This window comes from Microcella putealis (genome assembly GCF_004216575.1).
Lineage (GTDB): Bacteria > Actinomycetota > Actinomycetes > Actinomycetales > Microbacteriaceae > Microcella > Microcella putealis.
Genome location: NZ_SGWW01000003.1, coordinates 213,706 through 234,683, shown reverse-complemented (window position 1 = coordinate 234,683; position 20,978 = coordinate 213,706). Strand labels below are relative to the sequence as shown.

Below are 20,978 nucleotides of genomic sequence, written 5' to 3'. Positions count from 1 at the left end.
AGCGACTACTTCTTGTCGTCGCCCGAGAAGGCATCCTTGATGTCGTCGCCGACCTGCTTGGCCTTCGCCTTCAGCTGCTCAGCCGTGCCCTCGGCCTCGAGCGAGGAGTTGCCGGTCACCTTGCCGGCGGCCTCCTTGGCCTTGCCGAGCAGCTCTTCGCCGGTGTGCTTCGCCTTGTCCATGTTCATGGTGAGGCTCCTTTCGATCGGATATCGGGCCGCGGTGGCGTGCCCGGGAGTAGGACGGCGGGGCGCCGCCGATCGTCACGGAGACTCAGGGATTTTTCAGAAAACCACGGTGTTCAGGATGCGCGGGCAGGCCCGGTCGTGTCGCCGACGCGCAGGATGCTCGCGAACTCTCGATCACGCAGGTCGCCATCACGCGCATCGGCGAGCGCGCCCAACACGAGGCGGGCCGCAGCGCGGCCCTTCTCGGCGATCGGCTGCACAACGGTCGTCAGGGTGCGAGTGGTGAGCCCGTCGACGCGCGCGCCGTCGAAGCCCACCACGCTGACGTCGTTGGGCACCATGAGCCCGCGGTCCTCCGCCGCCTGAATGGCGCCGATCGCGAGCAGATCGCTCTGCGCCATGATCGCGGTGATCTCGGGATGCTGGTCGAGCAGCGTGACGGCCGCGTGCATCCCCTCGTCGATGAGGGAGCCGGAGGCGACCACGGCGGGCGCGTCGGGGAATACGGCGCGCGCGCCGGCGAGCCGTTCGAGGCCCGTGTAGGCGTACGAGGCGGCAAGCCTGTCGTCGGTCAGCGGGCCGCGGGTGCGGGCGCGATCGAGGGGCAGCGTGATGATGCCGACGCGCTCGTGGCCGAGCTCGGCGAGGAGGCGCGCGCTCGCCTCGACCGTGACGCGGTCGTCGCTGTTGACGAGGAACATGCCGTCGCGGGGTGTGGTCTCGACGCCCACGAGGGGAACGTGCCGCTGGCCGAGAACGGCAACGGCCGGGTCGAGGTCGGTGGAGCAGCCGAACAGGATTGCGCCGTCCATGGGGGCGTCTCGCAAGCCCCCCGCGTCGCGGTCGGGGCTGTCGGTGAGCAGCAGCATGCTGTAGCCCGCGGCGCCAATCTCATCGGCGATGCCGTCGAGCATCGCAATCGCCATGGGGTCGGTGAAGCCGTCGCGGATGCGCTCCTCCATGACCACGGCGATGATGCCGCTGCGTCCGGTGCGCAGGCTGCGGGCGCGCGGGTCGGGGCCGCCGTAGTCGAGCTCGCGGGCGGCGGCGAGCACCCGCTCGCGGGCGTCGTCTGACACGGGGCCGGCGCCCGAGAACGCGAGTGATGCGGTCGACGGGCTGACGCCGGCGCGCTTCGCGACCTGCGCGAGCGTCGGCCGTGCGCTGGGCGCTGCGCCCTGGTCGTTTGCCGCGTCGGTCATGGGTTGGTAGCGTACTCGAATGACCGCATCGAATCGATTCGACTCCGCTGTTGAGCGGCGTCCGAGCCTCGTCGCCTGGCGTCTGGCCGTCTTCGCCGTGTTCGCCATCAACGGCGCCACCATGGCCACGTGGGTGGCGCGCACGCCCGCGATTCGCGACGCCCTCGACGTCAGCCTCGAACAGTTCGGTCTGTTGATCTTCGGCATGGCCGTGGGCTCGATCGGCGGGCTGCTCGTGTCGAGCCACCTGATCGCCCGCGTCGGTACCCGGGCGGGAATGCTCGGCGGCGTTCTGCTGTCGCTCATCATGATCGCGCTCGTCGGCGTAGGGTCGGCGCAGCTCGGCTCGTACGCGGTCGTACTCGCGGCGCTCGTTGTCTACGGCGCGTGCATGGGCGTGGTCGATGTCGCGATGAACGTCGAGGGGGCGGCTGTCGAGCAGGAGCAGGGCTCGGCGATCATGCCCTGGTTCCACGCGGCCTGGAGCGGTGGTTCGATCGTGGGCGCCGCCATCGCCGCGGGGCTCGCCCTCGTCGGCGTGGGCCTCGACCTGCACACCCTCGGCATCGCGGTCGTGCTCGGCGTCGCCATGCTGGTCGCCGACCGCGGCCTGCCCCGGCACCGCCCCCTCCCCGGCCTCGACGACGACGGTGATGGACCGAAGCGCACTACCTTCGGCCAGCGCATGGCGATCTGGCGTGAGCCGCGCACGATCGTCATTGGCCTCGTCATCTTGGGCATGGCCTTCGCCGAAGGCACGGCGAACGACTGGCTCGCGCTCGCGATGGTCGACGACCGCGGCGTCGACGAGGCCACCGGCGCCTTCTACTTCGGGGTCTTCGCCGTCGCCATGACGACCGGGCGCATCGTGGGCGTGCCGATTCTCAACCGCTTCGGCCGCGTTCCTGTACTCGTCGGCTCGGCCATCCTCGCGATCATCGGCCTGACGACGCTGATCCTCGTCGACCAGCCGGTCGTCGCCGGCGTCGCGATCTTCGTCTGGGGTCTCGGCGCCTCGCTCGGGTTCCCCGTCGGCATGTCGGCCGCCGCCGACGACCCCGAGCGCGCCGCGGCTCGTGTCGCCGCCGTCGCGACCGTCGGCTACTTCGCCTTTCTCGTCGGGCCGCCGCTCATCGGCTTCCTCGGCGAACGCATCGGGCTCATCAACTCGCTGTGGGTCGTGCTCGCGCTCGTCGTCGTCACCGCGGTGTCGTCGCCGGCCGCCCGCGAGCGGGGGGCCGCGGCGCGCGAACGCGAGAAGCGCGCCGCGAAGTCCGACACGAAGGCCGACGCGGGGTCGCCCGCCGCGTAGGCTCCGGCCATGACGCTGCCCGCCGACCTCGACCTCACCGGGCGCACCGCCCTCGTCACCGGCTGCGGCTCGCCCAGCGGAATCGGTTTCGCGACCGCGCGGATGCTCGGAGAACGTGGGGCGCGCATCCTCATGACCGCGACAACCAACCGGATCGATGACCGCGTGCGCGAGCTCGCCGCCGCGGGCGTCGAGGCGCACGGGTTCGTCGCGCGCCTTGAGACCGAGGACGGGGTGACCGGGCTCGCCACCGCCATCGCCGACCTCGGCGCACTTCCCGATGTGCTGGTCAACAACGCGGGCATGGTCGCCGTCGGCGAGGAGATGCCGCGCGGCGACCTCGACATGACCCTCGCCGAGTGGCGCAGCGCCGTCGATGTCAACCTGACCAGCGTCTTTCTCGTCACACGCGCCATGATCGGCCGGATGCGCGAGCAACGTTGGGGACGCATCGTTACGGTCGCGTCGACCACCGGTGCCGTGCAGGCCGCGGTGACGACCTCGGCTACGGCACCGCGAAGGCGGGGTTGCTCGGCTTCACCGGCGGACTCGCGATCGACGAAGCCCGCCGCGGCATCACGGTCAACGCGGTCGCGCCGGGCTGGATCGCGACGGGCTCGCAGCTCGAACAGGAGGCTGTCGAGGGTGACCTATCGCCGGTGGGCCGCAGCGGTCGCGGCGATGAGGTGGCGAGTGCCATCGCGTGGCTCTGCTCGCCCGGCGCCTCCTACGTCACCGGCCAGCTCATCGTCGTCGACGGTGGCAACAGTGTCGCCGAAGAGCGCCGGCCCGGGCTCTGGGGGTAGCGCTGTCACGTCGAACGTGCACGTGCTGACCCGTCTCGCGGCGCTACACGGAATTTCCGTATAACATTAATCTCATGACTGACCGCGAGACCATCAATGGCGTCCCCATCACCGAGGAGCAGATCGCGGCGTGGGCGGCGGAGGCCGAAGCAGGCTACGACGTCGCCGCACTCAAGAAGCGCGGGCGTGGCCGGCCCGGGCGAGGTGCAGAGCCGTCGCGAGCAATCGCCGTGCGTCTGACCGCGCAAGAAGTAGCCGCACTCGATGCCCGAGCTGCACGCGAAGGCAAGTCGCGCTCCGACGTTATCCGCGACGCGCTCGCGGCGGGATGAAGGTTCACCCCTCTGCCAAGAAACACGGCGTATCGCCCAACGACGCCATACACGCGGCGACATGGGCCATGTGGGTCGAGTTTCTCGACGACGACAGCCCCGCGCGATAGCTCAGGCTGGGTTTCGATACGCAGGGCCGACTACTCGAGACAGTGGTCCTCGTTTTCGACAGTGGAAACGAGCTCGTCATTCACGCCATGAAGGCCCGCCCGCACCTGCGCGACCTCCTGCCGTAGCGCCGTGTCCTGATTGGTGGCCGCCACACTGAATAAGAATGTGTCGCCCGGCGGGCACAGGGCGAGCCCGCGCGCCTGCGCGGCGGCGAAAACCTCGGGCATGGTTCCGCCGTCGAGTAGGCCGAGCTCGGCCACCGACCGCTCGACGACGGCGACCGTCTGCGGTGACGGATCGTCGAACACTGTGCTGTCGAGCAGCGTTTCGGCATAGGAATTGAACTGCACACCCGCCTCGGCGAGCGCCGCCCGCAGTTGCACGCGCGTCAGCACACCGACCACGATCACCCGCACTCCCGCTCTCACCCGGCGAGACTAAACGCCCCATCCACACGCCTAGGCTGGGCGGGTGCGTCTCGTCATTGCCCGCTGCTCCGTTGACTATGCCGGCCGCCTGCAGGCGCACCTTCCGCTCGCGACGCGGTTGCTCATCCACAAGAACGACGGGTCGCTGCTCGTGCACTCCGACGGCGGCAGCTACAAGCCGCTCAACTGGATGAGCCCGCCGTGCACCCTGACCGTGCACGAACCCGATGACGACCAAAGGGATGCGGGGGTCACCGAACTCTGGCGCGTCACGCACGCAAAAACCGCCGACATGCTGGTCGTCTCCATCTACGAGACGCTGCACGACACCGCGCACGAGCTCGGCGTCGACCCTGGACTGCAAAAGGACGGCGTCGAGGCGCACCTACAGAAGCTGCTCGCCGAGCAGATCGAGCTCGCCGGCGACGGGTACACGCTCGTGCGCCGCGAGTACATGACGGCGATCGGGCCGGTCGACATCCTCGCCCGTGACGCGGTGGGCGCATCCGTCGCGATCGAGATCAAGCGCCGCGGCGGCATCGACGGGGTCGAGCAGCTCACCCGGTACCTCGAACTGATGAACCGTGACCCGCTGCTCGCCCCCGTCGCCGGCATCTTCGCGGCGCAAGAGATCACACCGCAGGCGCGCACCCTCGCGGAGGACCGCGGCATCCGCTGCCTGCTGCTCGACTACGACGCGATGCGCGGCATCGACGACGGGGTGCCGCGCCTGTTTTGAGCGATCGGAGGGCCTGTACCGACGCCGCGCGCCTACTGCGGCCGCCACGCAGACGCCGCAGCCGTCGCGCGTCACAGAGTTCCGTGAACGGTCAGTTGGGGGGTATCCCCGCGAGGTGGCCCCCACAACTGACCATTCGGCGCACTTGTGACAACGTGGATGCGCGGCTCGCGCCGTTCGCGCATCTCACGGAACGCCCGCCTCGCCTCCATCCGCCAGCCGAGTTGTGCGCCGCGGCCGCCCACCCGCTGAGTTGCCCCTGGTGGCCGCCCTCTCTCGGCAGGCTCGACCACAAGGGGCAACTCGCTGAGCTCAGCGCGGCGAGCGCGTCCAGGCCAGCGCGGCACACGCGCAGCTTCAGCCCTCGCGCGGCGGAGCACCCAGCCCGCCCGCCTAGGCTCGAGCGGTGAGCACCCCGTACCCGTACACCGCGATCCTGCTCGACCTCGACGGCACGATCGTCGACTCGGCGCCCGGCATCATCGACACCCTGAAGCGCACCTTCGTCGCTCTCGAGCTTCCCGTGCCGAGCGACGCCGAGCTGCTCGCGTGGGTGGGCCCGCCGATTCTCGAGTCGTTTCGCGACCGCGCCGGCATGAACGACGAGCAGCAGGCCCGCGCCCTCGAGGTGTACCGCCAGCAGTACCTCGACCAGGGTGCCTACGACTCGACGCTGTTTCCCGACATGGGGCTGTTCGTCGCCGACATCGGCGCCTCGCCCCTGCCTCTCAGCCTCGCCACCTCGAAACCCGAAACGCCCGCGACCCTCATGCTCGAACACTTCACCATCGCCCACCACTTCGACGTGATCACCGGCGCATCGGCCGACGAGGTGCGCAGCGCGAAGGCCGACGTCGTCGCCGAGGCGCTCGTGCGTCTGAAGGCGATCGGCGCCGACCTGAGCCGTCCCGTGATGATTGGCGACCGCATCCACGACATCGAGGGCTCCGCCGCCCACGGCATTCCCGCCATCGGGGTCAGCTGGGGCTACGCCCAAGACGGCGAGTTTGACCACGCCATCGCCACCGTCGACACCGTCGCCGAGCTGCGCGAACTGATCGGCCTCGCCCCCGCCGACGCCTGAAACTCAGCGCCCGCGAGTACGCTGACACCCACCGTTCACCGCTGAACTGCGCCCATTGGGCGCTGGAGGAGCCCCGTTGTCTGACCCCGCACTCGACGACGAGCTCACTACCCTGCGCGCCGGCGCCGCGGCATGGATCGCCCTGCCGCTCGCCCGCAAGCGCGCCCTGCTGCGCGAGGTGCGCAGCGCCACGCTCGCCGTCGCCGCCGAGTGGGTTGAGGCCGCCTGCGCGGTCAAAGACATCGACCCGCGCACGCCTCCCGCGGGCGAAGAGTGGTCGAGCGGCCCGTACGCGCTGATCACCGCGACGAGCGCGCTCGAGAAGACGCTGAAGCTCGTCGAGAAGGGCAAGAGCCCGCTCGACGAGGTCGAGATCGGGGGCGCGCCCGGGGGCCGCATCACCGTGCGCGCCTTCCCTTACCTTCCGAAAGACGTCGTGCTCGCCGGCTTCAGCGCCGACGTCTGGCTGCGCCCCGGTGTCGACCTCGACACCGCCCGCGACGGCATCGCCCGCGCGCTGCGCAACCCGAACCGCGCACCCCGCGTCACCGCCGTTCTCGGCGCCGGCAACGTCAGCGGCATCCCCGCCCTCGACGTGCTGAGCACCCTGTACAGCGAGGCGAGCGCCACCATCGTGAAGCTCAACCCGGTGAATGGCCGCATCGCCGAGGCCCTCGAGCAGGCGTTCGCGCCCCTCATCGACATGGACGTCGTGCGCATCACCGTCGGTGGTGCCGACATCGGCCAGGCCCTCGTGCATCACCCCGATGTCGATGCGGTGCACATCACCGGCAGTAAGACGACGCACGACGCCATCATCTTCGGCACCGGCGACGAGGGGGCGCGCCGTCGCGCCACCGGCGAGCGCCTCGTCGACAAGCCCTTCAGCAGCGAGCTCGGCGGCGTCGGACCCGCCATCGTGGTGCCCGACGACGAGTGGACCGACGACGAGGTCGACGCGGCCGCCCGCAACCTGGCCACCCAGCGCCTGCACAATTCCGGCTTCAACTGCGTCGCCACGCAGATCGTCGTGATCCCCGCCGACTGGCCGCAGGCCGACGCGTTCGTCGACGCGCTGCGCGACCACCTGCGCGACGCGCCGACCCGCCGCGCGTACTATCCCGGAGCATCCGACCGCCAACTCGCGGCGATCAGCGCGCACCCCGACGCGAACGTGCTGGGCGGCGACCCCGAGGCGCCGCGCACGCTGGTCGACCACCTCGACGCGTCGAACGCCGACGAGCACCTGTTCACGACGGAGGCCTTCGGCCCGGTTCTCGGCGTCGTGCGGCTGGCTGCGCCCGCCGACGACCCCGCCTCTTTTCTGGATGCCGCGGTCACCTTCTGCAACGAGAAGCTCGCGGGCACGCTCGGCGCCGGTCTCGTGATTCACCCGCGCACGATCGACGAGCTCGAGAACCGTGTCGAGTGGGCGATCGCGAAGCTGCACTACGGGACGATCGGCGTGAACAGCTGGGTGGGCCCGCTGTTCGGCATGCCGGCCGCGACCTGGGGCGCCTTCCCCGGCCACACGATCGAGAACGTCGGCAGCGGCATCGGGGTCGTACACAATGCGCTGCTGCTCGACCCCGAACACGTCGAACGCACCGTGGGGTACGGACCGTGGCGACTCTGGCCCACGCCGCTGTGGTTCGTCGACAACCGCACGGCGCACGTCACGGCCCGCAGGCTCACGCGTTTCGCGGGCATCGACTCGTGGGCGATCGCCGCCCCGCTCGGGGCTGCGGCGATCGACAGCTACCGGAAGGGCTGAGCGAGATGGGTGCGCCCGAACGGCACTACGACGTCGTGGTTGTCGGGTCAGGGTTCGGCGGCTCGGTCGCCGCGCTGCGCCTGACCGAGAAGGGATACTCGGTCGCCGTTCTCGAGGCCGGTCGCCGCTTCGCCGACGACGAGTTCGCGCACACCAGTTGGGACGTGCGGAAGTTCCTGTGGGCGCCCGCGATCGGCTGTCTCGGAATCCAGCGCATCCACCTGCTCGGCGACGTGATCATCCTCGCCGGGGCAGGTGTCGGTGGCGGCTCGCTCGTGTACGCGAACACGCTGTACCGGCCGCGGTCGGATGCGTTCTTCCGAGATCGGCAGTGGGCGCACATCACCGACTGGAAGGCCGAGCTCGACCCCTACTACGACCAGGCGAGCCGCATGCTCGGCGTGGTTGACAACCCGACGATCACCCCCGCCGACGAGGTCATGCAGAAGGTCGCCGCCGACCTCGGCGTCAGCGACACCTTCCGTCGCACGCCGGTCGGTGTGTTCTTCGGCGAGGGCGCGGGCGTCGAAAGCCCCGACCCCTACTTCGGCGGCGCCGGCCCGGCGCGGGCGGGCTGCCGCGAGTGCGGCGAGTGCATGACCGGGTGCCGGCACAACGCGAAGAACACGCTCGTCAAGAACTACCTGCACCTGGCCGAGAGCGCGGGGGCTGAGGTGATCGAGCGCACGTCGGTGACGCGCATCCGGCCCCGCGACGGCGGTGGCTACGAGCTGATGACCCGCACGACGGGGCCCGGGCCGGGCGGCGAGCGGCGCTTCAGTGCGGGCCAGGTCGTCGTCGCGGCCGGCGCCTGGGGCACCCAGCAGCTGCTGCACGCGGCGAAGGTGCACGGGGACCTGCCGCAGCTCTCTGACCGACTGGGCGAGCTCACCCGCACGAACTCCGAGGCGCTCGGCGGCGCGACCACCCGCTGGCGCAACCGCAAAGATGTCGACTTCACCCGTGGAGTCGCGATCACCTCGTCGATTCACGTCGACGAGCAGACGCACATCGAGCCCTGCCGCTACGGTGACGGTTCCAATCTGATGGCTCTGCTCGCCACGGTCATGGTCGACGGCGGCGGGCGCACCCCGCGCTGGCTGCGCTGGCTCGGCCAGGTGGTGCGGCACCCGGGCCGCGTCGCCTCGATCCTCTTTGGCATCGGCTCGTGGTCGAACCGCTCGATTGTGGCGCTCGTCATGCAGAGCCGTGACAACTCGCTGACGGTGTCGGCGACGCGCAAGCGCGGCGGGCGCGTGCGCCTGCGCAGTCGTCAGGGCCACGGCGAGCCGAACCCGACGTGGATCCCCGAGGCCAACCGCGCCTACCGTCTGATGGCGCGACACATGCGCGGCTTCCCCGAGTCCGGCGTGGGCGAGGTCGCCAACGTCCCCATGACGGCGCACTTCCTCGGCGGCGCCCCCATTGGCGACGCACCCGAGACCGGCGTCGTCGACGCCTACCACCGCGCCTTCGGCCACGAGGGCCTGCACATCGTCGACGGCTCGACCGTCTCGGCGAACCTCGGCGTCAACCCCTCGCTCACGATCACCGCCCAGGCCGAGCGCGCCTTCGCGCTCTGGCCCAACAAGGGCGAGGCGGATGCGCGTCCCGCTCTCGGGGACGCTTACGTTCCCGTCGCCCCCGTCGCGCCCCGCTCCCCCGTCGTGCCCGCGCACGCGCCGGCGGCGCTGCGCCTGCCCGGCGGGCCGGTCGCGCTCGGAATGCCGGCCGTCCGCGCAGAGAGCGCCCCGCACATCCGGTAAGCGCTCCCCCGAATGCGGGGCCGCCGCCGACGGCCCCGGCGACATAGGGTCGTGTGCGGGGGGGTTTTTCGCATGAGCATGCGCCGGGGGGCGATCGTCGGTATCGCGCTGCTCGCCGTGGTGACGGTGGGCGCGACGTACCTGGGCCAGTCAACGCGCGAACCGGGGACGACGCTGTTTACGTCGTGCCGGGTCGACGCCTCGAGTGTTGTGCCGTCGAGCGGGGCGATCGTCGGGGTGAACCTCGACTGGGGTTCCGAGACGCTGGCCGAGTTCTCCGATCAGCTGGGCGCGGCACCGGCGACCGCGGTCGTGTTCAGCGACGTGCCCTTCGACGATGAGGATCGCGACAACCTCCGCGCCGCCGCCACCCAGGTACGCGGCGAGAACTCGTCGCTGCTGGTCACGCTCGAACCGCGTGGGGGACTCGGCGCCGTGACGCCCGACGTTGCCGACGACATCGCGGCACTGCTCGGCGAGATCAGCGATACCGGGGTGCCGGTGATCCTGCGCTACGCCCACGAGATGAACGGCTCGTGGTACGCCTGGGGGCAGCAGCCGACCGCGTATCGCGAGTCGTTCCGACTCGTCGCCGAAACGCTCGACGAGCGGGCGCCGGGCGTTGCCACGATGTGGGCACCCAACTACGGCGGCGGCTACCCCTTCGCCGGGGGCGAGTTCGAGTCGACGCGCACCTCGCCCGACTTCCGCCTACTCGACACCGACGACGACGGCGTGCTCTCGATGGCCGACGACCCCTACGCCCCGTACTACCCGGGCGACGACGTCGTCGACTGGGTCGGCATGTCGCTCTACCACTGGGGTGACACGCACCCGTGGGGCGAGAACGAGGTGGCCGAGCCCGGCAAGTTCGCCGATCAGCTCACGGGCACATACGTGGGTGCGGGCGGCGACGACTCGGCGATTCCTGACTTTTACGCCGACTACGGCGTGACGGCGGGCAAGCCGCTGGCCATCCCTGAGACGGCCGCGTTTGTCACCTCGGATGCTCCGGCCGAACGGGCGCTCGAGATCAAGCGCTCGTGGTGGAGTCAGGTGTTCAGCCCCGACACCGCCGAACGCTTCCCGCAGTTGGCGATGATCAACTGGTTCGAGTGGAACAAGTACGAGGTCGAGGTTGACGACGAGGTCGACTGGAGGGTGGGGGCCGACGCCGACATTCGCCAGCAGTTCGTCGCCGAGCTGCCGCAGTGGGTGCGATTCGCGCCCGACGCCGACCGCTGCGCTGACGCCGCCGGCCGCTAAGCGCCGGGCGCCGACGCGGCGCTACCGGTGGGGTGCGAAGCCGCGCAGCCGCAGCGAGTTGCCGAGCACGAACAGGCTCGACACCGCCATCGCGAGCGCCGCGAGCACAGGGCTGAGCAAGCCCAGCATCGCAACCGGAATCGCCGCCGTGTTGTAGCCAAACGCCCAGAACAGGTTGCCCACGATGGTGCGCAGGGTGCGCCGGGCGAGGCGAATCGCGTCGGGCACGAGGGCGAGGTCGCCCGAGACGATCGTCAGGTCGCTGGCCGCCATCGCCGCGTCGGTGCCCGAGCCCATCGCGATGCCGAGGTCAGCCGCGGCGAGCGCCGCCGCGTCGTTGACGCCGTCGCCGACCATCGCCACCACCCGACCGTCGGCCTGCAGCGCCCGAATGGTGTCGAGCTTGCCGACGGGGGTGACGCCCGCGCGTACGTCGTCGATGCCGAGTTCGGCGGCCACGCGTTCGGCGGCTCCGGCGTTGTCTCCGGTGAGCAGCACGGGTTCGAGGCCCAGTGCCCGCAACCGTTCGATGGTTGCTGTGGCCTCCGGTCGTACCGCGTCGGCGATCGCCAGCGACCCCGCAAACTGCCCGTCAATCACGACCGCGACGACGGTCATGCCTGCCGACTCGCGGTCCGTGATCGACGCGAGTGCCGCATCCGGAATCTCGACCGACCATGTCTCGGCGAGCCAGCCGGCGCGACCGACCGCGACCGCGCTGCCGTCGACGACGGCGCTCACGCCGGCACCGTCGTGCGCCTGAAAGCCCTCCGACTCGGGGGCCGCCACGCCCGCCTCGCGGGCGGCGGCGATGATCGCCGCGGCGACCGGATGCACGCTGCCGCTTTCCGCCGCGGCCGCCCGCCCCAGCAGGCTCGCCTCGGCGACGCCGGCGGCCGGGTCGATCGCGGTGACACTCATGCGGCCGCTCGTGAGGGTGCCGGTCTTGTCGAGCACGACGGTGTCGACGCGTCGCGTCTGCTCGAGCACCTCGGGCCCGCGAATGAGGATTCCGAGCTGCGAGCCGCGCCCCGTTCCGACGAGCAGCGCGGTCGGCGTGGCGAGGCCGAGCGCGCAGGGGCACGCGATGATCAGGGTCGTCACGGCGGCCGTGAAGGCCTGCTCGACCGTGCCGCCCACGAGTAGCCAGCCCAGCAATGCGACCAGCGAAAGCACCATGACGACGGGCACGAAAATGCCCGAGACGCGGTCGGCGAGCCGCTGCACGCGAGCCTTGCCGGTCTGGGCCTCTTCGACGAGACGCCCGAGGCGGGCGAGCTCGGTGTCGGCGCCCACCCGGGTTGCCTCGACGACGATGACGCCGGGGCCGACGTTGACCGTGCCGCCGACGACGCGGGTGTCGACGCCAATCTCGACGGGCACGCTCTCGCCCGTCATGACCGAGGTGTCGATCGCCGTCGCGCCGTCGCGCACGAGACCGTCGGTGGCGATGGTATCGCCGGGGCGCACCACGAAGCGGTCGCCCACAACCAACTGGGCGGCGGGAATCCGCACTTCGCCCCCGTCGCGCAGCACCGCCGCGTCGGTCGCGGCGAGCTCGAGCAGGGCGCGCAGCGCCTCACCGCTCGCCCGCTTGGCCTTCGCCTCGAGGTAGCGGCCGGTCAACATGAAGGCGGTAACGGCCGCCGCGACCTCGAGGTAGATCTCGTGCGCGCCGGCGTCGGGGTTGCCGAACAACTGCAGGTCCATGACCATTCCGGTCATGCCGGCCTCGCCGAAGAAGAGCGCGTACAGGCTCCACAGGAAGGCCGCGGCGACACCGGTGGAGATCAGCGTGTCCATGGTGGCGGCGCCGTGCCGCGCGTTGACGACGGCTGCGCGGTGGAACGGCCACGCCCCCCAGACCGCGACGGGCGCCGCCAGGGCGAGCACCAGCCACTGCCAGTTCGGGAACTGCAGCACCGGCACCATCGACAGCAGCAGCACGGGCACGGTGAGCGCGACGACGATCGCGAGTCGCTGCCGGGCGGCGGCGAGCGGATCGCTCGCGCCCGCATCCGGCGACATGGATGCGCGGGGCTCGGTCGGCGGGGCCACCGGCGTCGCCGTGTACCCCGCCTTTTCGACGGCCGCAATAAGGGCGGCGAGGTCCGCGCTGGACGCGCCGTCGGCATCCGGAGCGGGAGTGACGGTCGCCTTCTCGGTCGCGTAGTTGACGCTCGCGCTGACGCCGGGAAGCTTGTTGAGGCTGCGTTCGACGCGGTTGGCGCAGGCGGCGCACGTCATGCCGCCGATCTCAAGCTGCACGGAGGAAAGGGTCGTCATGACCCCATTGTGACATACCCCTCCGGGGTACTGACCGAGAACGTGGCTACGGCATGATGTCCACGACAGCCGTGAGCGTGATGCCGCCATCCGTTGTCACCGACACGGCCGTCTCGGTAGCGACGTAGATGGCACCATCGGAGGCGCCGATCGCGATCGCGACGGGGGCGAATGCCAGCTCGCCCACCTGCTCCCACGTGAGGCCGTCAACGCTGCGCCACAGCTCACCCGTCGCGGTTGCACCGAGAATGCGCCAGTTCTTGCTTCCGACGGGCGGCGTCGCGACGAGCGTGAGCTCGGGGGCGTTGTCGACAGCGGCGAACGACTGGCCGCGATCGGTGCTCGCCTGAAGCCCAGTCGGCGTCACGGCGAGCAACACCCCTGCATCAGACGTGAACGCCAGCGCCGACGCGTCAAGCTCGGCCCCGCTCTGCCACGACTCGCCCCCGTCGGGGCTGAAGAAAATTGCGCCGGTCACCGAATCCGCCGCGGCGATGACGCCATCGGCGGGCGTCACGCCCGCGCTCGCCATGGCGTGGAAGTCGACCTCGCCGGTGAGGGCAAGCGGCTGCCACTCGCCGGTCTCGGCGTCGGCCTCCCACAGACCCAGGTGCTCGTCGTCAGTGTCATCGACGGGGTGACCGCTCACCAGGATGCGCGTTCCCAGTCGCTCATACGACTTCACCTGGTCGACTCGGTCGCCGAGCAGTTGTGGGCTGACGGCAACGGGCGTCTCCGCGACGTCGGCCTCGGCGGGCTCTGCGCCATCAGCCTGCTCGCCCTCGCCGGGCTGCTCGGCCGGCGTGGCGGGAAGGGGCGCTTCCAGTACGCCGGAGGCGGTCGCGATGCGCACGACCCCAGCGATCTCGTCGATATCGAGGGCCGTGATGGTGGGCACCGCGGGAGCCGTCAACATGTCCGCTTCCATCGACGCTTCTGCGCCGGGGGCAGTCACCGCGGAATCGGCCCCATCAGCTCCGCTCGCACAGCCGGCCAGCGCGAGCGCGACGACACTGCCGGCGGCACACGCGCGCGCAAAAGTGGACCAGTTTCGAGAAGTCATAACCGATCGAGGGTACGCCGCGTATGCGCAGATGCATAAATCGTGCTCGGGTGAGCACGCCGTTGTTAGCGGCCGACGATCTCGTAGCCGGCGTCTGCGATGGCGGTGCGCAGAGCATCCGCCTCAATGGGGTGCGTTGCCTGCACCGTGACGCGCGAAGCGCCCTGCGCGTTCAGGTCGACATTGACGGTGACGACGCCGTCGAGCGCGCCGAGCTCTTCGGTGACGCTCGCGACGCAGTGGCCGCAGGTCATGCCGCTGACGAGGAAGGATGCCTCGACGCCGGCAATGCTGTCGCCCGTCGCCGCGGCAGGAGTGTCGCTCGCCGCGCCGTGGCCGCACCCGCAGGCGCCGCCGCCGCAGCAGCCGCCACCCGACGAGGCAAGAAGGTTGAGGGGCTCGCGGGGAGTCGTGTCAGTGCTCATGTCCCCAGTGTCGCATACCCCGCTGGGGTACTACCACACAGCGCACTCAGACAATTACCGGCGAGCGCCCGGCCAGCGCGCACCTTTCGCCCATCGGCGACGCGGCTTGCGCGCGTCTACTCAGAGCATTCTTCTCGCCGATGGAGGCCCCGTGGTCGACGACGACAGCGCCATGCGCGCTCTGCCGCGCGCCGTCGACACCGTCATCATCGGGGCGGGATGCGCGGGCCTCGCCCTCGCGTCGCGCCTCGCCGACCAGGGCTACGCCCAGTCGGTCTTGGTGGTGGATGCTCGCCACGGCTACCGCGACGACCGAACGTGGAGCTTCTGGGCGCCCCCCACCCACCGCCTCAGCGCGATCGTCGCCGCCGCCTGGCCCACCTGGCGCTTCGACCGCGGATCCTCCGCAGCCGAGCGAGCCGATCACCGCGTGCCCGGCCTCCGCTACCAGTCGATCCGCGCGATCGACTACTACCGCGACGCGCAGGCCCGCATCGCCGCGTCGACCGCGGTGTCGCTGCGTCTGGGGGTTACGGTCACCGGCGTCGAGCCAGCGCGCGATTCCGGCCTTGTGCCGGTCGACGGCCACGCCGCCCGCGTGCTCGTGCACACGAGCGCCGGAACCGTCGCGGCGCGTCACGTCGTCGACACCCGACCGGTGTCGACGCGCGCCACCCTCTTCCAGTGCTTCGTGGGTGCCGAGGTCGACCACGGCGGAGCACTGCACGCGAGCCCCGGGGCCCTGGATTCGGCAACGGCGGGCCTGATGTCGCGCATGCGCAGCGACGATGCCGGTTTCGCCTTCACCTACGTTCTGCCCCTCACCCCCACGACGGCGCTGGTCGAACTCACCCGATTCAGCGTCGAGCCGCTGCCCCTCGACGGAATCGCCCGTGAGTTGAACGATGAGCTCGCCGAGCTCGGCCTCGCCGACGCCCGCGTCGTGCGCGACGAGTCGGGCGTGCTGCCGATGGGGGCCGACCCCGTCACCGCGCACCCGGTGCCGGGCGTCGTCCGTGCGGGCAATGGCGGCGGAGCGCTGCGCGCGGCCACCGGATACGCGTTCGCGCGCATCCACGAGTGGGCCGACGCGGCAGCAGCGGCCATGATCGCCGGCGACAGCCCCGTCGCCCACCCCGCCGAGCCGTGGGTGCGCCGCCAGATGGATCGCATCTTCCTGCAAACGTTGCGCGCCCACCCCGAGCGCACGCCCGAGTTCTTCCTGCGGCTGGGTCAGCGCGTCGCACCGGAGCGATTGACGCGGTTCCTCACCGACCGCGCCCGCGCATCCGATCTGTTGGCCATGATTCTTGCTCTGCCGTTCGGACCGTTCCTCGCGCAACTGCCCGACCGCACCGCCACTCTTGCGCGGCGAGAACTGCGGGCGGCAGCGCCGCACGTCGCGACTCACCGTGCCGCTGCGACGCCGATCGCGCGGCCGGAATCGGCACCGATTTCTGCACCGGCACCATCCGCCCCGCGGGAGCGCGTCGCGTGAGACCCCGCGTCGAGACGGTGCTCTTCGGGGCGATGGCCCTGATCGCCGTCTTCGCGTATCTGCTGGCCGATCCGGGGGTGCCGATCGTGGTGCAGATCACGGTCATCACCGTGTTGGTGGCGGTGCTGGGTCTGCCCCACGGCGCCCTCGACCCGGTGGTCGCACGACGGCTCGGCCTGTGGCGGGGGACGCGCAGCCTCGCCCTCTTCACCCTGGGCTACGTCGCGATCTCGGCGGCCGTCATCGGGCTCTGGTTGATTGCGCCCGTCGCCAGCCTCGTCGCCTTCCTGCTGATCTCGGCCGCCCACTTCGGCGGGGATTGGAACACCTCGGGCCCCATCTCCCTGCGCCTGCTCGTCGGCGTGGGCTTGCTGAGCCTGCCGTCGCTCGCCGACGAGGCGGCCGTCGCCGAGCTCTACGTCACGCTGTCCGGCCCGGATGCCGCGCTCATCGCGATGGTGCAGAACGCGATCGGGCCGCTGCTGCTGGTCGGGATGATCGTGGCCGGGGCGATCGCGGCACGGCGGCGCCCTGCCGACGGCCTCGAAATCGTCGTCGTGGTCGCGCTCGCGCTCACCACACCGCCGCTCGTGTTCTTCATCATCTACTTCTGCCTGCTGCACTCGGCGCGGCACCTGCGGGAGGGCTTCGTCGAAGAGCGCGGGGTCTTGCCCCGTCGCGCGGTCGTGACGATCGTCGCCGGCGCCACCATCGTGCCGATCATCGCGGCCGTCGTGTTCCTGGCAAGCACGGGCGGCGGCGGCTCTCTCGACGACCGGCTCATTCAGGTCGTGTTCATTGGCCTCGCCGCGCTGACGGTGCCGCACATGATCGTGGTGACGCTGGGTGACCGGGCGCGCATCCGGAATGCTCGCACAGCGTTAACGCACTCGGGCGACGATCCGCAGATGCGAACCGCCGCCCGAGCACCGATGCTCGGTGGTTAGCCGAGGCTGATGACCTCCCGGCGTCGACGCGCGATGAACGCGACACCGACGATCAGCAGGAGGGTGGCGAGGGCGCCGAGTGCCGCCACCGAGGCGGAGTCCACACCCGTCACGACGAGTCCGGCAGCCACCATGATCGGCAGTCGCACCTCCGCGCCCGACTGCAGGTCGCTCATGACGAGGGTGTGCATGCCGTCCGGCGTTCCGGCCGGAATCGAGAAGGTGAACTCGATGTCGCCGTTCGCATCGGCCTGAGCGATGCCGAGGTCGACCGGGTCAGAGAACAGGGTCATCTGCACGTCACCGTTCGGGGTGAACCCCGACCCAAATGCCGTGACCTGGTCGCCCACCTGACGGATTCCCGCCGCGACCTCACCCTCGGGGCTCAGCACCTCGGCCTCGATCGTGACCTCCGAGCCGGCGAAGTTCGGCTCGGCGAGGTCGAGGAGCACGAAGCCCTCTTCCTCTCCGCGCTCGCCGGGAACGTAGGTCGCGTCGAACTCCTCCGTGCCGAGCCATTCACCGTCGAGCGTCACCGTCGCGGCACCCGTCTCGTCGAGCTCGAGCGTCTCGCCCGCGATCATCACCGTGCCGTTTGGCACCGGGTCGGTTCCCGACGCGTTCTGCACCGTGATGTCGACCGCGATGTCCTCGCCGAACAGTCCGCCGTCGTCAACAACCGCGACGATGGACGTCTGGGCCGGCACCACCGTGATCGACTCAGCGGCGGTCGAGATGAGGAAGTTCCCTTCCGGCATCGGGGCGGGGACGGCGGTCGTCACGTCGCCTCCGACCGAGCCGACCAACCACTGCTCGACGCCGCGGTACTCGACCTGCAGCTCGCGTTCGCTGACGTTGAGCAGAGGTAGCGTCGCCGAGGCAACGCCGTTCTCCACCGTGGCGACACCGAACGACACCCCGTCGATCATGAACTCAACGACACCATCCGGCGTGAGCTCGGGGGTCGCCGCGAACACCGCATCGACGGCCGTGGACGGGACCATCGCCTCTGACAGCACGCCGGTCACGAGCAGCCCATTCCACTCGACGGTGGCGGTCACCTCGCGTCGATCGCCGTAGACGATGTCGCCCTCGCCAGAATCAATGGTGACGGTCGTCGCCGCGGGGTACACCTCGGTTGAGGTGTAGGCATCGCTCGACTCGAAGTTCGACAGCGGCTCGCCGGGCAGGTTCTCGCTCGGGCCAAACACGGGGAATGTCGCCGGCTCGAACACCACCATCCACGAGTAGTAGCCCGCATCCGCGTACCCCAGCGGGAAGCTCACGCTGCCCGACTCGTCGACGCCCTGGCGTGCAACCTCGACGTACCCGTCGTCGGTTCCCCGCTTCAACACCAGCTCGCCCTCGGGAACCAGGACGCCGATCGTGTCGACGCTGCACGCCGTGATGACCTCACCGCCGCACGGGCTGAAGTTATCCACTGCGACGCTCGCGTTGAGCGTCACGTACTCACTGCCGTAGCTCGTGTATGGGTAGTCGGCCTCGACGGTGACGACGGTCGGCACCGCGAGCACGTCGGAGAACACCCGTGCTTCTGAGAGCACGAAGTCGCTCGTGTCCGGGGTGTACTGCGCGAAGACCGAGTACTCACCAGCACTCAGGCCGTAAAACACTTCGCCCACCGAACCAAGGTTGTCGAGGGGGATGTCGTCCTCGACGAACTGCTCACCGCTCGCGTCCGTGACGGTGATCGTCACCGTTCCCGTTGGCACGGGGGCGGACATTGGCTTTGTGTATTCCGGCACAGGGCCGAAACCGAACTCCGCGGCATGGGTAAGCCCCGACGCGTTCTCCACACGCACGGTCACTCCGACCCCTTGCCCGTACGTTCTGGGGTTCGGAACATCACTCTCTATGACCGTCGTTGTGTCGTTCGCGACTACGTTCAAATTGACGTTGTGCGACGCAGCTGCGAACCGTCCGTCCGACGAGTCCGACGAGAATTCAGCGTCGAATCCATACTGTCCAATCGGATGTCCGCCGAGGAAGTAGCGGAATCTCGGCGACTGATTGATGACCTCAGTGCTCCCTGACAGCTGGTCGCTGTCGAAGCTCCAGTCGACGTCGCCCGTGATGGACTCATAGCTGGCCGCGTCGTTCTCAATGCCGTCGACCCCGTCGTCGCACGCCAACGTGTTGTACTGGCTGCGCAGAGACCCCGTGTTGCCATACGTGTTTTCATCGGCGCCGGTCACTCGCGTCACCAAGGCTGAACACGACAGTCCTACGGCGACGACCGCGACCGTGACGGGTTCACCAACTCTGACGGTCTGAGCCGGCAGCGGCGCAGCAAGAAGGAACACCGGGCGGGGCGACACAGCGATCTCATCCTCGGCAGTGAGTCGAACACTTGCGGTGTCGTTGAACGCGATGCTGTCCGGCTCATAACTCAAGGAGATCTCTTCCACGGACCCGTCCGCCCTCGCCGAGTCGATGCGAATCGTCGCATGGCCGCCGACAAGTTCGGCCGTGGCAAAAGGGTCCTGATCGTTCTCGCTGTAGCGAGCCTCGACGGTGCCCGTGGGAGTCGGCCCGCCCTCCGTGAGGTTGGTGACCGTCGCGTCGACGACAATGTCGTCGCCGTCGAAGATGACAGGCTCGCCATCGAGCGTGTGACTGCGCACTTGCGCGCTGAGCTGGGTGTCGTCAGCGTAGGTGAAGGAAAGCGTCACACCATCAGTGACGTAGGCAAAACCCACCTGCCACCCGGAGGGTACCAGGCTGTTGCCGCCGTCGCCCCCAGCGCCAGCGCCATCCCGCGCGTCGCCGCCGGTACGGCGTTCCGAGACGACGTCCGCAGCGCCCGCACCACCGCCGCCACCGCCTGCGAAGTCACCGCCCCGTCCGTCCTGACCGTTGCCCACGGTGTCGACGGCTTCGTCCGTTCGCTGGCTCACGAAGAAGTACTCACCGCCGATGAGATCAAAGCCGTCCTGTGCGGCTGTGTCTCCGGGTCCGGCGTTGCCACCGACTGAGAACCGCGCCACTGTGCTTTCACCGTCGAATTGGTCCTCACCGTACGCACCGCCGCCACCGCCACCACCGGCTGCAATAACGAGAGGCGACGAGTCGACGACAAGTGCGCTCGAGCCACCGCCGCCACCGCCGCGTGCCAACGTTGAGTTGATCGGCACACCACCGTCACCACCGGCGGTGTATCCACTACCTCCCTGCTCGGCGACAGCGTCTTGGCCCACGAAGATGTCGACCGTGTCACCTCCGACAAGATCCAGCGTCCCGCGAAGCTCGATGCCGTAGTCGCCCCGTCCGGCGACCGGTGTCTGCAGTGCTTCGCCGGTCGCAACCCCATTGGCGCCTGCGCCGCCGTTGACGATCGCCTCGACCGATATGACGCCCGCGGGAATCACGAAATCGAGTTCGTTCGCCGTGAAGTTCAGGGAGTTCGGCCGCTCGGCGGGCAACCCCGTGGCGGCGCTCGGCGCGAGCACGAGGCCCGAGCCAACGAGAACAGTGGCGAGTCCGGCGGAGAGCGATGCGCGCATCCGCCCTCCCGCCGGGTGGGACATGACAGCATCCATCGGTTGCTCCTCGGGTGAGCCCTCGGGTCGGGATGTGCGGGGTACGTTTCCGGGTACGGCCCGCCCTGCGGTGCATGGCAGCGAGGGTGCTCGTGACGCTAGTGACGAACGCGGTTCACGTATGCCCCCCCGTATCGGGGTAAAGGGCGAAAACGCTTCACGTCTATTCGTATTGCGAACACGGGCCCGCG

The 20,978-nt window shown here is 69.8% G+C and carries 17 protein-coding genes and 2 pseudogenes; 12 read left to right on the top strand and 7 right to left on the bottom strand.

The features are described 5' to 3' along the window. Window positions 1-5: 5 nt before the first annotated feature. Together EV141_RS08560 and EV141_RS08555 are read right to left on the bottom strand one after the other, a co-directional pair. Window positions 6-188 carry a CsbD family protein gene (locus EV141_RS08560; RefSeq protein ID WP_130485542.1) on the bottom strand — a complete coding sequence of 61 codons (183 nt, stop codon included), beginning with the start codon at window positions 186-188 and terminating at the stop codon, window positions 6-8. Window positions 189-301: 113 nt separating this feature from the next. Beyond that, window positions 302-1,390: a LacI family DNA-binding transcriptional regulator gene (locus tag EV141_RS08555; protein ID WP_130485541.1), complete on the bottom strand. Its 1,089-nt coding sequence runs from the start codon at window positions 1,388-1,390 to the stop codon at window positions 302-304. 19 nt (window positions 1,391-1,409) lie between these two features. Here EV141_RS08555 and EV141_RS08550 point away from each other — a divergent pair, with 19 nt between their 5' ends. From EV141_RS08550 to EV141_RS12530, 5 genes and pseudogenes are all read left to right on the top strand, one after another. Next, window positions 1,410-2,702, top strand: a complete 1,293-nt coding sequence (locus EV141_RS08550; protein WP_130485540.1) for an MFS transporter — start codon at window positions 1,410-1,412, stop codon at window positions 2,700-2,702. Window positions 2,703-2,711: 9 nt separating this feature from the next. Then, window positions 2,712-3,140: pseudogene (locus tag EV141_RS12510) on the top strand (SDR family NAD(P)-dependent oxidoreductase); the annotation flags it as partial. A 2-nt stretch (window positions 3,141-3,142) separates the two neighbouring features. Next, on the top strand, window positions 3,143-3,508 hold the full coding sequence (locus EV141_RS12505) for an SDR family NAD(P)-dependent oxidoreductase (RefSeq protein WP_260437771.1): 366 nt from the start codon (window positions 3,143-3,145) through the stop codon (window positions 3,506-3,508). A gap of 74 nt (window positions 3,509-3,582) precedes the next feature. After that, window positions 3,583-3,840 (top strand): ribbon-helix-helix domain-containing protein, encoded by a 258-nt coding sequence (locus EV141_RS08540; RefSeq protein WP_130485539.1) that lies wholly within the window; start codon window positions 3,583-3,585, stop codon window positions 3,838-3,840. Further along, a pseudogene (locus EV141_RS12530) lies at window positions 3,837-4,076 on the top strand (toxin). The gene EV141_RS08540 and the pseudogene EV141_RS12530 overlap by 4 nt, the downstream one beginning before the upstream one ends. Here EV141_RS12530 and EV141_RS08530 read toward each other — a convergent pair. Then, window positions 3,981-4,346: a hypothetical protein gene (locus EV141_RS08530; RefSeq protein WP_130485538.1), complete on the bottom strand. Its 366-nt coding sequence runs from the start codon at window positions 4,344-4,346 to the stop codon at window positions 3,981-3,983. The pseudogene EV141_RS12530 and the gene EV141_RS08530 sit on opposite strands and share 96 nt — an antisense overlap. Before the next feature lie 76 nt (window positions 4,347-4,422). Between EV141_RS08530 and nucS the strand changes: the two genes are divergently transcribed. The 5 genes from nucS to EV141_RS08505 all read left to right on the top strand — a co-directional run bounded on the left by nucS (window position 4,423) and on the right by EV141_RS08505 (window position 11,008). Then, complete coding sequence (gene nucS, locus EV141_RS08525) at window positions 4,423-5,118, top strand: endonuclease NucS (RefSeq protein WP_130485537.1); 696 nt, start codon at window positions 4,423-4,425, stop codon at window positions 5,116-5,118. Between the two features lie 406 nt (window positions 5,119-5,524). Further along, window positions 5,525-6,202 carry an HAD hydrolase-like protein gene (locus EV141_RS08520; RefSeq protein WP_130485536.1) on the top strand — a complete coding sequence of 226 codons (678 nt, stop codon included), beginning with the start codon at window positions 5,525-5,527 and terminating at the stop codon, window positions 6,200-6,202. A gap of 76 nt (window positions 6,203-6,278) precedes the next feature. Then, window positions 6,279-7,976 carry an aldehyde dehydrogenase family protein gene (locus EV141_RS08515; protein ID WP_130485535.1) on the top strand — a complete coding sequence of 566 codons (1,698 nt, stop codon included), beginning with the start codon at window positions 6,279-6,281 and terminating at the stop codon, window positions 7,974-7,976. 5 nt (window positions 7,977-7,981) lie between these two features. Continuing rightward, window positions 7,982-9,742: an FAD-dependent oxidoreductase gene (locus tag EV141_RS08510; RefSeq protein ID WP_130485534.1), complete on the top strand. Its 1,761-nt coding sequence runs from the start codon at window positions 7,982-7,984 to the stop codon at window positions 9,740-9,742. A gap of 72 nt (window positions 9,743-9,814) precedes the next feature. Then, a complete protein-coding gene (locus EV141_RS08505) occupies window positions 9,815-11,008 on the top strand; it encodes a glycoside hydrolase family 26 protein (RefSeq protein WP_241969187.1) in 1,194 nt (397 codons plus the stop codon). Between the two features lie 21 nt (window positions 11,009-11,029). Here the strand turns inward: EV141_RS08505 and EV141_RS08500 are convergent, their stop codons facing one another. The 3 genes from EV141_RS08500 to EV141_RS08490 form a co-directional block, all read right to left on the bottom strand. Continuing rightward, on the bottom strand, window positions 11,030-13,294 hold the full coding sequence (locus EV141_RS08500; RefSeq protein ID WP_130485533.1) for a heavy metal translocating P-type ATPase: 2,265 nt from the start codon (window positions 13,292-13,294) through the stop codon (window positions 11,030-11,032). Window positions 13,295-13,340: 46 nt separating this feature from the next. Then, entirely contained in the window at window positions 13,341-14,222 is an 882-nt protein-coding gene (locus EV141_RS08495; protein WP_130485532.1) for a WD40/YVTN/BNR-like repeat-containing protein, read from the bottom strand. A gap of 200 nt (window positions 14,223-14,422) precedes the next feature. Continuing rightward, entirely contained in the window at window positions 14,423-14,782 is a 360-nt protein-coding gene (locus EV141_RS08490) for a heavy-metal-associated domain-containing protein (RefSeq protein WP_130485531.1), read from the bottom strand. 151 nt (window positions 14,783-14,933) lie between these two features. On the opposite strand from EV141_RS08490, the gene EV141_RS08485 reads away from it, so the two are divergent. Together EV141_RS08485 and EV141_RS08480 are read left to right on the top strand one after the other, a co-directional pair. Continuing rightward, entirely contained in the window at window positions 14,934-16,280 is a 1,347-nt protein-coding gene (locus tag EV141_RS08485) for a lycopene cyclase family protein (RefSeq protein WP_157985533.1), read from the top strand. After that, a complete protein-coding gene (locus tag EV141_RS08480) occupies window positions 16,277-17,227 on the top strand; it encodes a Brp/Blh family beta-carotene 15,15'-dioxygenase (RefSeq protein ID WP_130485529.1) in 951 nt (316 codons plus the stop codon). The genes EV141_RS08485 and EV141_RS08480 overlap by 4 nt, the downstream gene beginning before the upstream one ends. Here EV141_RS08480 and EV141_RS08475 read toward each other — a convergent pair. Further along, window positions 17,224-20,787: a hypothetical protein gene (locus tag EV141_RS08475; protein WP_130485528.1), complete on the bottom strand. Its 3,564-nt coding sequence runs from the start codon at window positions 20,785-20,787 to the stop codon at window positions 17,224-17,226. The genes EV141_RS08480 and EV141_RS08475 overlap by 4 nt on opposite strands. Between the last annotated feature and the right edge of the window lie 191 nt (window positions 20,788-20,978).

What these genes read in the sequence shown, in the direction of transcription:
- EV141_RS08500 (WP_130485533.1), bottom strand. Translation starts at nt 13,294, where the DNA reads ATGACGACCCTTTCCTCCGTGCAGCTTGAGATCGGCGGCATGACGTGC.
- EV141_RS08505 (WP_241969187.1), top strand. Translation starts at nt 9,815, where the DNA reads ATGAGCATGCGCCGGGGGGCGATCGTCGGTATCGCGCTGCTCGCCGTG.
- EV141_RS08495 (WP_130485532.1), bottom strand. Translation starts at nt 14,222, where the DNA reads ATGGAAGCGGACATGTTGACGGCTCCCGCGGTGCCCACCATCACGGCC.
- EV141_RS08510 (WP_130485534.1), top strand. Translation starts at nt 7,982, where the DNA reads ATGGGTGCGCCCGAACGGCACTACGACGTCGTGGTTGTCGGGTCAGGG.
- EV141_RS08550 (WP_130485540.1), top strand. Translation starts at nt 1,410, where the DNA reads ATGACCGCATCGAATCGATTCGACTCCGCTGTTGAGCGGCGTCCGAGC.
- EV141_RS08555 (WP_130485541.1), bottom strand. Translation starts at nt 1,390, where the DNA reads ATGACCGACGCGGCAAACGACCAGGGCGCAGCGCCCAGCGCACGGCCG.
- EV141_RS08490 (WP_130485531.1), bottom strand. Translation starts at nt 14,782, where the DNA reads ATGAGCACTGACACGACTCCCCGCGAGCCCCTCAACCTTCTTGCCTCG.
- EV141_RS08560 (WP_130485542.1), bottom strand. Translation starts at nt 188, where the DNA reads ATGAACATGGACAAGGCGAAGCACACCGGCGAAGAGCTGCTCGGCAAG.
- EV141_RS08540 (WP_130485539.1), top strand. Translation starts at nt 3,583, where the DNA reads ATGACTGACCGCGAGACCATCAATGGCGTCCCCATCACCGAGGAGCAG.
- EV141_RS08475 (WP_130485528.1), bottom strand. Translation starts at nt 20,787, where the DNA reads ATGGATGCTGTCATGTCCCACCCGGCGGGAGGGCGGATGCGCGCATCG.